The following is a 12,619-nucleotide window of genomic DNA, read 5'->3' on the forward strand; positions in this document are numbered from 1 at the left end:
ATGCTGCGCTCTGCACGAGTGACCGGTTCGGGGAAGCTGTACCGCGGCGTCGTAGTCGTCCCGACCGGCAGCTGTGGGCCGTTCACGTCGCAGGACCGATGCACAGGCCCGGCGACTGGAGACCGTGCAGAGGTCGGACGTGGGGCATGAGGTGCGAGGGCACAATGCTCAGGGTTGGTTCTGCCCACCGCTCTGATGCTCTTCCATCCATGACTGGAGGATACGCCGGATCATCTCCGGCCTTGTGGGTAAATCGGTCTCCTGTCGACGCAGCTCATCAAGCTGATGGATGAGCGCCCTAGGAAGTCTTAGGTTCACCGCCTCCGTATCTGCTCTAGGGCGGCCTGGACGATTTTCTTTGATGCTCATTATTGCCCCCGGTTGACACCATGGTTTTTTGGTGCCATTTATAGCGGACAGAGGCAAGGCTCCTACCCCTTGCTTCTGTCCTGACCACCACACCTGTACGGGAGGCCATGATGGCTAAGCATTTCACTACCACTCCGCTGGGCGCAGCTGAAGCGCCTGTGTTTCCGTCCCCGTCGCTTTCGGTGGCGGCGGCCCTTGCGCTGATCGCGGCGCTGGAGCGCTTGATCGAGGCCGAGCGGGATCTTGGCGGCTACAGCGGTGCGGACCCGGCGGTGGATTCGTGGTTTCGCGAGGCGGAAGCGGCGCTGGAGGCCGTGCTCCATTGGACGGAGGTATTGGAGCGGGCGCCGCTCCGGGGCCTCGGCGATGGCAGGCTGCGGCTTGTGGCGCGGGCGACGGCTGGCGTGATGCGGTGCGAGGACACCGGGGAACTGGCGCAGCGCATGGAGTTGGTGGGGGACCGGCGCTCGCTCCTGCACATGCCGGGGGGGAGCCCCTCTGCGGCTTCGGTGAACGGGCTGATCGATGCGGTTCTGGACCGGGTTCAGGCCTGCGTGAGGCTGGCCGAGGGGCCGGGGTGGCTTGAGGCTGTGGATCCCGACCTGACCTGCGACGGCTGGGACATCGATCCTGACGAGGGGCCTGCGGCCTTCATCTGATCTGATTTCCGTTTTTTTGCACGCCACCCCGGCGCGGGATGCCCCGCGCCGCCCGTTCCCCTCTTGTCGAAAGGAACCGGCCATGCCCAGCCGTTCCCGTTCGCGCGCTCTGCGCCCTGCCCCGTCCCTGACCGCGCGCCGCACCCTGCGCGGCGGCTCTGACCATGCCCGCGCCTGTCCGCGCCAGAGGACACGGCCCGTCTTCGCTCCGGATCCTCCGCGCCAGCGCCAGGCCTGGCGCACGACGGTGGCGCCGCGGGCGCTGCTGGCACCGGTCGCACATGCGGCCGTCGGCGGCGGGAGGGCGGCCATCACCAGCCGCCCTGCCCCGACACCGCCGGTGGATCCGACCCCGCCGCCGCGGGGTCAGCTGATGCTGCCCGGCTTTGCGCCGGTGGCCGCAGTGCGCCGGATCGCAGCCCCGATGTCGGGGGTGCGGGAAGTGCTCGCCGCATATCCCGACATCCCCGCCAGCGAGCTGTGCCGCCATGCCAAGCGGCTCGGCAAGTCCGCGGAGCTTCTGGTGGACAGCCTGCTGATGCGGCTTGGCGAACGGTCGTACCCGGCCGAGGAACACGAAGCCTTCGACCGGCTGCTCTGGCTGCCCGGGGGGCCGCCGCTGCGGGTGCAGATCAAGGCCCGGCACCGCCGAACCGGGGATTTGTGGGTCTTCTCCGTCACGAAGGGCTACGGGCGCTCCCCCGAGGGGGTCCGGCCCTATGGCGACGACGAGTTCGACCTGCTCGCTCTCGTCGTCCTGCCCGAAGGTGTGGTGAAGTTCGCAGCCCGCGGCGCGGCGCACCACCGCATCCACCAGCGCGAGATCGCAGCTCTGCGCGCCAGCCCGCGCGGCAGCCTCGACGCGGCGCTGGGGGCACTCGGCCTCGGCGGGGCTGTTCCCCGCCGCCCTGCATCCGCAGCTGCCTGACCATCACACTTCACCCTGTCCCAGCGATCGGAGGATTTTCCATGTCGCACTTCCCTCACAAGCACGCCCTTGCCCACCCTGGCCTGGCCCTCGCGCGGGTCTTGCGCGACGCGATGATCGCGCCGCCGCCGCCCGATCTGAAGTCCGCGTTGCTGCGGGCGCAGGCGTCGGACCCGGGGCCGTTCGATTACGAGGCGCCCGATGAGCCTTGCGCGGCAACCCCGGATATCCCGCCGCCCGCTCCGGTGGGCTTTGCGGAGCACCCGAAGCCGGTGGTCTCCCGGCTGGCGCTGACGCTGTCGCTCGCCGAGGCGATGGCGGCGGCGGGCGTCGCGCGGATCGGCGAGACGGTCGGCATCACCCGGATCGGCGGCTGGGGTGTCCCGTCCGCCGACGGGCTCAAGGCGGTGCTGCGGGGAGAAGCGCTGGCCGACAGCCTCCTTGCGGCCCCGGCGCGGGTCGCGGTGATCGGGGATGCGACCGCGGGCGGCCAGGCTGAGCGCGACCGCGCCTTCGCCCTGCGCCAGCAGCAGACGGAGGTCAGCAAGGCCCTGCTGGCCGGGCAGGCGGTGGTGTTGATCGCGCCGGATGACGCCGGGCTGTCCCCTGCGCAGAAGCCGCTGGTCGAGACGGTGCTGACGCTGCCGCGCCCAAACCGGCGCATGATCGCCGCGCTGTTCTCTCTGCTGTGGCCCGACGCGGAGGAGACCGACGCTGCACTTCTGGCGCTGCCGCGCGACGAGGACCTCGGGCGGCTCTCGGCCCTGCAACTCGAGGCCGCGCTGCGCCGGCCGGATCCGGGGGCGGCCGCGGCGGCGCTGGCGCGCATCGCGGCGCAGATGATGCCCGAGGCCAGGGGGCCGGGACTGGAGGCCATCGTCGGGCAGCCGGAGGTGGTGCAGCGGCTCGAGGCAGTCGCCGGCGATCTGACCGCCTGGCGGGCGGGCAAGCTGGACTGGGCGCGGGTGCCGCGCTCACTACTGCTTTATGGCCCTCCGGGGAACGGCAAGACCGCCGCGGCGCGGGCGCTCGCGGGACATTGCCGCCTTCCGCTGGTCGTGACGAGCTTCGCGGAGGCGCAGGGCAAGGGGTTGCACCTCGGCCAGACACTGGCCGCGCTGCGCGAGGCCTTCGACAGCGCGATCCAGCAGGCCCCCGCGATCCTGTTCATCGACGAGATCGACGCCCTAGGCACGCGCACGATCGAGGCCCAGCACAACGACTTCTACGTGCGCGCGATTGTCACCGGCATGCTCACGATGATCGACCGCGCTCTGCGGACGCCGGGGTTGATCCTGATGGCCGCAACGAACGACGCGGAGTCGATGGACCCCGCGCTGCGCCGGGCGGGGCGGTTCGACCAGCACATCGCGGTCCCGGCGCCGCGACTCGAGGGGCTGGCGGAGATCCTGCGCCGTGCGCTCGGCGCGGAGGCCCCCGACATCGACGCCGCCGCGATCCAGGCCGCCGCCCGGCGCCTCTCGGGCGGCAGCGGCGCGGAGGCGGAGGCCCTGGGGCGACTGGTCCTGGCGCGCGCCCGGGCGGCGGGACGGCCGGCGACGGCGGCGGATCTGACGGCCTGCCTGGATGCGCGTCGCCCCGAGGCCACGCCGGAGCTGATGCGGCGCATTGCGCTGCACGAGGCCGGCCACATCGTGGTGGGTCACCTTGCTGGCCTTCCGCCCCCGCGCAGCGCCAGCGCCAGCCTGACCTCGGCCGGGGTCGTGCACCCGATGCCGCCGCTGATGACCCTGCCGCAGGTGGAGGCCACGCTGGTTTCGCTTCTGGCAGGCCGCGTGGCCGAGCAGCACTTTCTGGGGGATGTCTCGACCGGGGGCGGACATGGCACGTCCTCGGACCTCGCCGAGGCCACGCGGCTCGCGCTGCACATCGACCATGCCTGGCACCTGCCGGACGACACTCCGCTGGTGTGGTCGGATGTCTCGACCGCCCCGCGCCCCGGCATGCTCCCGCGCGACATCGCGCGGGCGGTCAGCGAGCGGCTGCGCAGGGCCGAGGCGCGGGCGCGGGCGCTGGTGGAGGCGCACGCCGACGAGGTGATGGCCATCGCCATTGCGCTCGACAGCTACGTCGAGCTCGACGGGGAGCAGATCGCGCAGCTCCTGGCGGAGAACCTGCCGCCCCCCGAGATGCGCGACGAGGCCATCGAGCACAGCCCCGGCAGCCCCCGGTGAGCGAGGGGTGTCCCCGGCCCACCCGGTCGGGGGCACCTGCCCTCTTCGCCGGCCGTCCCCTGCCAGCGCATCGTCTTCACCACACGCGGATCAGAACAGCGGGCACAGGACGCCAAAGACATGCCGAGACGATGCATGAGCCAGTACCGAGAAGACGCGCCGCAGGCCCCTGGTCACTCCGTGCAGACGCATCCGGATCAAGGGCACAACGCAAAAAGCAGAAGGCAGAAGGCAGAAGGCAGAAGGCAGAAGGCAGAAGGCAGAAGGCAGAAGGCAGAAGGCAGAAGGCAGAAGGCAGGAACCGAAGGGGGCAAAAAACAAAAGAGCAAAAAACAAAAAATCCGCCGCAGGCGGCAAAGGCGCGTCAGCGCACAGGAATGGGAATGGGAATGGGGCGCCAGCCCCCAGGATTGCGCCGGAGGCGCTGCGGGCGGAGCCCGCCAGGTACAGGAGGCCATGATGAGACAGGAGATGATGCGACCACAACGAGGCCAGCTCCCACAAACCCGGAACCTCGCAAGGCAAAACAGCGCCCGCACGACGGTGTTTGCGCCCCGAGCTTCGGAGTTATCCACAAAGAACCGCATTTCAGCGGCGGGGCCGGGGATTTTTCAGGGTTCCGGCCGTAGCCGTACTGCGATGTGCTGCGATATTCTTTCCCTCGGCGGCGGGTCTTTCACCCGGCCCATGTCACCCACCCCCTGCCCGTTCGGGAGGACCGCGTTTGCGCGACCGGCAGCGCCTTGCCAAGTCACAGCCCAAACCCCGCAAACGGGGTGCGGGCGGCGTGGCCACATGTTCCGGAGCCTCGCCTCAAACGCCGCCACGCGGTTCGGACCAGCCCCCTCCGCATCCGGCTCTCTTCGATCTCGTGCGCGCCCTTGCGCGGGCGGCCGCGCGGGAGCACCATGCCGAGATGACGGTACCGCGAGACGCGACAGACGGCGGTGGCGGGCCAGACGGTGGGGAGTGATCGGATGACTCGGAAGGGAGCGATCGCCGCCAGACCGCCGCGGGTGGCGATCTACGCGCGCTACTCGACCGAGTTGCAGCGCGAGGCCTCCATCGAGGACCAGCTGCGGGTCTGCCGGCGGCGGATCGAGGCCGAGGGCTGGCAGGAGGTGCGGGTCCACAGCGACAAGGGCATCTCGGGGGCGACGCATCTGCGGCCCGGCTACCAGGCGCTGCTGGAGGACGCCCGCACAGGCCGCATCGACGTGGTGCTGGCCGAGAGCCTCGACCGGCTGAGCCGGGACCAGGAACATGTGGCGGGCTTCTACAAGCTGATGGTGCATGCCGGGGTCGAGGTGGTCACGGTGGCCGAGGGGGTGATCAGCGAGTTGCACATCGGGCTGAAGGGCACGATGTCCGCGCTCTACATCAAGGATCTGCGCCAGAAGACCCACCGCGGGCTGGAAGGCCGGGTGAAGGCGGGCAAGTCGGCGGGGGGCCTCAGCTATGGATACGCCGTCGTCCGCACGCTCCTGCCCGACGGCACGCCGAGCACCGGGGATTTCGCCGTCCTGCCGGGGGAAGCCGCCGTGGTGCGCCGCATCTTCTCCGACTACGCCGCCGGACAAAGCGCGCGCCGCATCGCCATCGCACTGAACGCCGAGGGCATCCCGGCGCCGCGCTCGGGCAAGGGCACGGGGACATGGACGGCGTCCACCATTTCGGGGAACTGGCAGCGCGGAACGGGGATCCTGAACAACGAGCTGTATGTCGGTGTACGGGTGTGGAACCGGCTGAGCTATGGCAAGGACCCGATCACGGGCAAACGCGGCTCACGGCTCAACCCGCCCGAGGAATGGATCAGCGAACCGGTACCCGAGCTGCGGATCATCGATGACGCGCTCTGGACAGCCGTGAAGGCCCGCCAGGAGGCCACGCGCATGACGGTGCTGGTCGAGACCCAGGCGCGGCCCAACGGCTTCGGCGTCGCCCGCCGCCCCACCTACCTGTTCTCGGGACTGCTGAAGTGCGGCTGCTGCGGCGCGGGCTACACGCTGATGAACAAGACGAAGTACGGCTGTTCGGCGTCGCGCAACCGCGGCACCTGCGACAACCGCAAGCTCATCAAGCGTGAGGAGTTGGAGGCGCGGGTCCTCGATGGCTTGCGCGACCGGCTGATGCACCCCGCGCTGGTGGCCGAGTTCCTCGCCGAGTACCAGCGCGAGTGGAACCGCCACCAAACCGACGAGACAGCGGCCCGGGCCACCACCAAGGCGGAGCTTGCGCAGGTCACGCGCAAGATCGACCAGATCCTCGACGCCATCGAAGGCGGCATGTTCCACCCCTCGATGAAGGACCGGATGACGGCGCTGGAGACACAGAAGACCGCGCTCAACGTAAAGCTCGAGGAGTTGGGCCCCGAGGAGCCCCCAGTCCTGCTGCACCCCGGCCTGACGGAGGTGTACGCGCGCAAGGTGGGCGATCTGGTTACAGCGCTGAACGCCGAAGGCACGCGGTTGGAGGCCACGGAGATCCTGCGCAGCCTTGTCGACGAGATCAGGCTGCACCCCGAGCAAGATGGCCACGCGATCGAGATCGTGGGCGATCTGGCGGGGATTTTGTCGTTGTGTGAGGGGGATACGACAAAACCCCGAGCGTTGCGGCTCGGGGTGTCGGATTCGGTGGTTGCGGGGGTAGGATTTGAACCTACGACCTTCAGGTTATGAGCCTGACGAGCTACCGGGCTGCTCCACCCCGCGACAGAGTGCGCGTTATTTTGCGCAGTATCAGTTCTGTTTGGTGATCGTTGAGTGTTGTTCCTTTCCAAGTTTGGCGGCGACCTACTCTCCCACGCCTTGAGACGCAGTACCATTGGCGCGTCGGCCCTTAACTTCCGAGTTCGGGATGGGATCGGGTGTTTGGCACGTGCTGTGACCACCAAACCGGGGAAGGAACAACTCACATCAGTCACTGGGCTGGTGATGCCCTGACGATCTTTCATCATGCGCACTGTTGTGCGGGATTGTACTTAATTCCGTGTTCTGGTCGAGCGGGGATATGTTTCCCTGCTGTTTCCGGGTCGGATCAAGCCTATCGGGCGATTAGTACCGGTCAACTGAGCACATTGCTGCGCTTACATCTCCGGCCTATCGACGTGGTGGTCTTCCACGGCCCTAATGGGGAGACCTTGTTTTGAGGGGGGCTTCCCGCTTAGATGCCTTCAGCGGTTATCCTGTCCGATCATAGCTACCCTGCACTGCGGCTGGCGCCACAACAGGTCCACCAGTGGATCGTTCACCCCGGTCCTCTCGTACTAGGGGCAACTCCTCTCAAGTCTCCTACACCCACGGCAGATAGGGACCGAACTGTCTCACGACGTTCTAAACCCAGCTCACGTACCTCTTTAAACGGCGAACAGCCGTACCCTTGGGACCTGCTCCAGCCCCAGGATGAGATGAGCCGACATCGAGGTGCCAAACGGTGCCGTCGATATGGACTCTTGGGCACCATCAGCCTGTTATCCCCGGCGTACCTTTTATCCGTTGAGCGATGGCCCTTCCACTCGGGACCACCGGATCACTATGGCCGACTTTCGTCTCTGCTCGACCTGTCAGTCTCGCAGTCAGGCAGGCTTATGCCATTGCACTCAACGAGCGATGTCCGACCGCTCTGAGCCCACCTTCGCGCGCCTCCGTTACTATTTGGGAGGCGACCGCCCCAGTCAAACTACCCGCCACGCAGGGTCCCGGATCCGGATAACGGACCGCGGTTAGACATCAAGAGTGCGAAGGGTGGTATCTCAAGGGAGGCTCCACCGGAACTAGCGTTCCGGCTTCAAAGCCTACCACCTATCCTGCACATCACAATCCTGATGCCAGTGCGAAGCTGTAGTAAAGGTGCACGGGGTCTTTCCGTCTGACCGCGGGAAGCCTGCATCTTGACAGGCAATTCAATTTCGCTGAGTCGATGTTGGAGACAGCGGGGAAGTCGTTACGCCATTCGTGCAGGTCGGAACTTACCCGACAAGGAATTTCGCTACCTTAGGACCGTTATAGTTACGGCCGCCGTTTACCGGGGCTTCAATTCGGAGCTTGCACTCCTCCTTTTAACCTTCCGGCACCGGGCAGGCGTCAGACCCTATACGTCGTCTTGCGACTTCGCAGAGCCCTGTGTTTTTAGTAAACAGTCGCCACCCCCTGGTCTGTGCCCCCCGCCCCTGGTTGCCCAGAGACGGGGCCTCCTTCTCCCGAAGTTACGGAGGTATTTTGCCGAGTTCCTTCAACATCGTTCTCTCAAGCGCCTTGGTATTCTCTACCAGTCCACCTGTGTCGGTTTAGGGTACGGTCTGATGGAGGGCTATTTCCGGGAACCGCTAAACGGCCTGCCCAATCCGATAAGGGCAGACAATCCTCGCGATCCGTCACATCCTCCTGGCCCTGGAATATTAACCAGGTTCCCATCGACTACGCCTTTCGGCCTCGCCTTAGGGGCCGGCTCACCCTGCTCAGATTAGCTTTAAGCAGGAACCCTTGGACTTTCGGCGACAGGGTCTCTCACCCTGTTTGTCGCTACTCATGTCAACATTCTCGCTTCTGAACGCTCCACCGGTCCCTCACGGGCCGGCTTCACAGCAGATCCCTCTCCTCCGGCGCACCCGAGGGTACGCAAGAGGAATGGGATACAGAACAGAACGCTCCGCTACCGCGCATCCCGAAGGATGCACCCTGAGCTTCGGCTCGTGGCTTGAGCCCCGTTACATCTTCGCCGCAAGACAGCTTATCTAGACCAGTGAGCTGTTACGCTATCTTTAAAGGATGGCTGCTTCTAAGCCAACCTCCTGGTTGTTTTGGCCGTCTCACATGCTTTCCCACTTAGCCACGAATTAGGGGCCTTAGCTGCAGGTCAGGGTTGTTTCCCTCTCCACGACGGACGTTAGCACCCGCCGTGTGTCTCCCGGACAGTCCTTCTCGGTATTCGGAGTTTACTTAGACTCAGTAAGGCTGTGGGCCCCCATCATCCATGTAGTGCTCTACCCCCGAGAGGATACATCCGAGGCGCTACCTAAATAGCTTTCGCGGAGAACCAGCTATCTCCGAGTTTGATTGGCCTTTCACCCCTAGGCACAGCTCATCCCGATCCTTTTCAACGGATGTGGGTTCGGTCCTCCAGTTGGTGTTACCCAACCTTCAACCTGGCCATGCCTAGATCACTCGGTTTCGGGTCTGATCCCAGTAACTCGACGCCCATTTAAGACTCGCTTTCGCTGCGCCTGCACCTAACGGCTTAAGCTTGCTACTGAGACCAAGTCGTTGACCCATTATACAAAAGGTACGCCGTCACCTCGCCGCGGATCCGAAGATCCATGGAAGGCTCCGACTGCTTGTAGGCGTCCGGTTTCAGGGACTGTTTCACTCCCCTCGTCGGGGTGCTTTTCACCTTTCCCTCACGGTACTGGTTCGCTATCGGTCAGCAAGGAGTACTTAGCCTTCGGGGGTGGTCCCCCGATCTTCAGACAGGATTTCACGTGTCCCGCCCTACTTGATACGTCCGATCGAGCTTCGAATACGGGGCTGTCACCCGCTGTGGCTGGCCTTTCCAGACCATTCTTCTCACTCTCACGGCTCGGCTGGTCCGCGTTCGCTCGCCGCTACTGACGGAGTCTCTGTTGATTTCCTTTCCTCCGGGTACTTAGATGTTTCAGTTCCCCGGGTTCGCTCTTTGTGGCCTATGTATTCAGCCGCAAAGTACCTGGATAACGAGATTGATGGGCCGCCCTGCGCGAACGCAGACCGACACAACAACCCCATTTCAGGTGGGTTACCCCATTCGGAGATCCATGGATCAAAGCCTGTTCACGGCTCCCCATGGCTTATCGCAGTGTACCACGTCCTTCATCGCCTCTTGCTGCCAAGGCATCCACCAAACGCCCTTATCGCGCTTGATCCGACCCGGAAAGAGCAGGGATGCTTGCGACGCCCTGGTGCCGTGCTCATCGAGCAGGACGCCAGACCATCGGTCGCGGCCGTCTTCCGGGATCGGAATTTCGTACGTTTTTCCCATACGCAGGAGCTGGTTCGTCTCCGGCGTACTTGGTCAGTGTACTTGACTTGATCGTCATGCGCCGCGCCGGAGACCCCGAGGGGTGCCCGGCAGACGATCCCCTCACGCGGGGATCATCAGCGCGTGACTGATGTGTTTCTCAACGATGTCAAACGTCCGGAACCGGACGATGGGCACCACCGCGCGGGTGGGGCCGATGATCGGGTTCCATGTCGAAGGTGCATATGGTGGAGCCTATCGGGATCGAACCGATGACCCCCTGCTTGCAAAGCAGGTGCTCTCCCAGCTGAGCTAAGGCCCCTACTTTTTCTTGGCCTACCGCCTGCGGCTACTTGAGGCCGATCTGCGCCTGGCGACCGAATGCTCGGAGACCCTGCGCAGCATGCGGAAAGAATGGTGGGTCGAGGAGGACTTGAACCTCCGACCTCACGCTTATCAGGCGTGCGCTCTAACCACCTGAGCTACCGACCCACGAGCCGGTCCCCGGTTACGCCATGCAACACGGAGCCGGAGGCCCTGCGCTGGCGCGGGGCCAAACGACGCAAGCCGCAAGGAGCGGCGGTTCGAGCGACGGCACCACCGTATCCGGTGCGTGCTGCCTGCTCTTATCATGTGAAGGGGCATGAGGACGGTTTCGGTCCCTGCGTATGCCACCGAAGTGGCTGCTAAGTTGCCCCACGAGGATCGCAAGCGATCCTGCCAGGGACTTCCTTAGAAAGGAGGTGATCCAGCCGCAGGTTCCCCTACGGCTACCTTGTTACGACTTCACCCCAGTCGCTGAGCCTACCGTGGCCGGCTGCTTCCTCTTGCGAGGTTGGCGCACCGTCTTCGGGTAGACCCAACTCCCATGGTGTGACGGGCGGTGTGTACAAGGCCCGGGAACGTATTCACCGCGTCATGCTGTTACGCGATTACTAGCGATTCCAACTTCACGGGGTCGAGTTGCAGACCCCGATCCGAACTGAGACAGCTTTTTGGGATTAACCCATTGTCACTGCCATTGTAGCACGTGTGTAGCCCAACCCGTAAGGGCCATGAGGACTTGACGTCATCCACACCTTCCTCCGGCTTATCACCGGCAGTTTCCATAGAGTGCCCAACTGAATGCTGGCAACTAGGGACGTGGGTTGCGCTCGTTGCCGGACTTAACCGAACATCTCACGACACGAGCTGACGACAGCCATGCAGCACCTGTGTGGTATCCAGCCGAACTGAAAGACCGGTCTCCCGGTCCGCGATACCCATGTCAAGGGTTGGTAAGGTTCTGCGCGTTGCTTCGAATTAAACCACATGCTCCACCGCTTGTGCGGGCCCCCGTCAATTCCTTTGAGTTTTAACCTTGCGGCCGTACTCCCCAGGCGGAATGCTTAATCCGTTAGGTGTGACACCGAACAGCATGCTGCCCGACGTCTGGCATTCATCGTTTACGGTGTGGACTACCAGGGTATCTAATCCTGTTTGCTCCCCACACTTTCGCACCTCAGCGTCAGGTTCGAGCCAGTGAGCCGCCTTCGCCACTGGTGTTCCTCCGAATATCTACGAATTTCACCTCTACACTCGGAATTCCACTCACCTCTCTCGACCTCAAGACTGACAGTTTTGGAGGCAGTTCCGGGGTTGAGCCCCGGGATTTCACCCCCAACTTTCCAGTCCGCCTACGCGCGCTTTACGCCCAGTAATTCCGAACAACGCTAGCCCCCTCCGTATTACCGCGGCTGCTGGCACGGAGTTAGCCGGGGCTTCTTTACCTGGTACCGTCATTATCTTCCCAGGCGAAAGAGCTTTACAACCCTAAGGCCTTCATCGCTCACGCGGCATGGCTAGATCAGGGTTTCCCCCATTGTCTAAGATTCCCCACTGCTGCCTCCCGTAGGAGTCTGGGCCGTGTCTCAGTCCCAGTGTGGCTGATCATCCTCTCAAACCAGCTATGGATCGTCGGCTTGGTGAGCCGTTACCTCACCAACTACCTAATCCAACGCGGGCCGATCCCTCGGCGATAAATCTTTCCCCCGAAGGGCGTATGCGGTATTGCCCCAAGTTTCCCTGGTATATTCCGCACCGAAAGGTACGTTCCCACGCGTTACTCACCCGTCCGCCGCTCACTCCGAAGAGTGCGCTCGACTTGCATGTGTTAGGCCTGCCGCCAGCGTTCGTTCTGAGCCAGGATCAAACTCTCAAGTTGAAACGTCTCACGACGTCTCCTTGACGAGACCGAACCTACGCACATCGTGTCCCAAATGCCCCAACCCCAACCGGAAAAACCAGCCAGAACAAAGACAATCAGGACACAGCCCTGTTCAACCAGTAAAACCAGTCGAACAGTGAAGCTGACACCCACATCATCGGTAAACCCTCTCAGGCTACCTAGCAGGTCGACATGCAAACGATCCAGTCCGCCGAAGCAAAAACCAAAACCGCCCACATGCCCCTTCATGTTACAGTTATGTCAAAAAGCG

At 64.1% G+C, this 12,619-nt stretch carries 5 protein-coding genes, 3 tRNA genes and 3 rRNA genes; 4 read left to right on the plus strand and 7 right to left on the minus strand.

The window, feature by feature from the left end; genetic code table 11:
• Positions 1–168: 168 nt before the first annotated feature.
• Positions 169–369, minus strand: a complete 201-nt coding sequence (locus CCR87_RS08180; protein ID WP_201157050.1) for a ribbon-helix-helix protein, CopG family — start codon at positions 367–369, stop codon at positions 169–171.
• A 110-nt stretch (positions 370–479) separates the two neighbouring features.
• Here CCR87_RS08180 and CCR87_RS08185 point away from each other — a divergent pair, with 110 nt between their 5' ends.
• From CCR87_RS08185 to CCR87_RS08200, 4 genes are all read left to right on the plus strand, one after another.
• Positions 480–1,028 carry a hypothetical protein gene (locus CCR87_RS08185; protein ID WP_207186595.1) on the plus strand — a complete coding sequence of 183 codons (549 nt, stop codon included), beginning with the start codon at positions 480–482 and terminating at the stop codon, positions 1,026–1,028.
• 373 nt (positions 1,029–1,401) lie between these two features.
• A complete protein-coding gene (locus tag CCR87_RS08190) occupies positions 1,402–1,956 on the plus strand; it encodes a hypothetical protein (RefSeq protein ID WP_201157052.1) in 555 nt (184 codons plus the stop codon).
• 41 nt (positions 1,957–1,997) lie between these two features.
• Entirely contained in the window at positions 1,998–4,151 is a 2,154-nt protein-coding gene (locus tag CCR87_RS08195) for an AAA family ATPase (protein WP_201157053.1), read from the plus strand.
• Between the two features lie 977 nt (positions 4,152–5,128).
• Positions 5,129–6,829, plus strand: a complete 1,701-nt coding sequence (locus tag CCR87_RS08200; protein ID WP_201157056.1) for a recombinase family protein — start codon at positions 5,129–5,131, stop codon at positions 6,827–6,829.
• On the opposite strand, the gene CCR87_RS08205 is transcribed toward CCR87_RS08200, so the two are convergent.
• From CCR87_RS08205 to CCR87_RS08230, 6 genes are all read right to left on the minus strand, one after another.
• A tRNA-Met gene (locus CCR87_RS08205) sits at positions 6,786–6,862 on the minus strand. The genes CCR87_RS08200 and CCR87_RS08205 overlap by 44 nt on opposite strands.
• A 68-nt stretch (positions 6,863–6,930) precedes the next feature.
• Positions 6,931–7,045, minus strand: a 5S ribosomal RNA gene (gene rrf / locus CCR87_RS08210).
• Positions 7,046–7,183: 138 nt separating this feature from the next.
• Positions 7,184–10,047 (minus strand): 23S ribosomal RNA (locus tag CCR87_RS08215).
• Between the two features lie 341 nt (positions 10,048–10,388).
• Positions 10,389–10,464, minus strand: a tRNA-Ala gene (locus CCR87_RS08220).
• Between the two features lie 93 nt (positions 10,465–10,557).
• Positions 10,558–10,634, minus strand: a tRNA-Ile gene (locus tag CCR87_RS08225).
• Between the two features lie 244 nt (positions 10,635–10,878).
• Positions 10,879–12,345: ribosomal RNA gene (locus tag CCR87_RS08230) — 16S ribosomal RNA — on the minus strand.
• Together the 16S, 23S and 5S rRNA genes with 3 tRNA genes alongside form the textbook arrangement of a ribosomal RNA operon.
• Between the last annotated feature and the right edge of the window lie 274 nt (positions 12,346–12,619).

This window comes from Rhodobaculum claviforme, from assembly GCF_016653255.1.
GTDB lineage: Bacteria > Pseudomonadota > Alphaproteobacteria > Rhodobacterales > Rhodobacteraceae > Rhodobaculum > Rhodobaculum claviforme.

Coding starts and splice junctions, on each gene's coding strand:
- CCR87_RS08180 (WP_201157050.1), bottom strand. CDS start 369: ATGAGCATCAAAGAAAATCGTCCAGGCCGCCCTAGAGCAGATACGGAG.
- CCR87_RS08185 (WP_207186595.1), top strand. CDS start 480: ATGGCTAAGCATTTCACTACCACTCCGCTGGGCGCAGCTGAAGCGCCT.
- CCR87_RS08190 (WP_201157052.1), top strand. CDS start 1,402: ATGCTGCCCGGCTTTGCGCCGGTGGCCGCAGTGCGCCGGATCGCAGCC.
- CCR87_RS08195 (WP_201157053.1), top strand. CDS start 1,998: ATGTCGCACTTCCCTCACAAGCACGCCCTTGCCCACCCTGGCCTGGCC.
- CCR87_RS08200 (WP_201157056.1), top strand. CDS start 5,129: ATGACTCGGAAGGGAGCGATCGCCGCCAGACCGCCGCGGGTGGCGATC.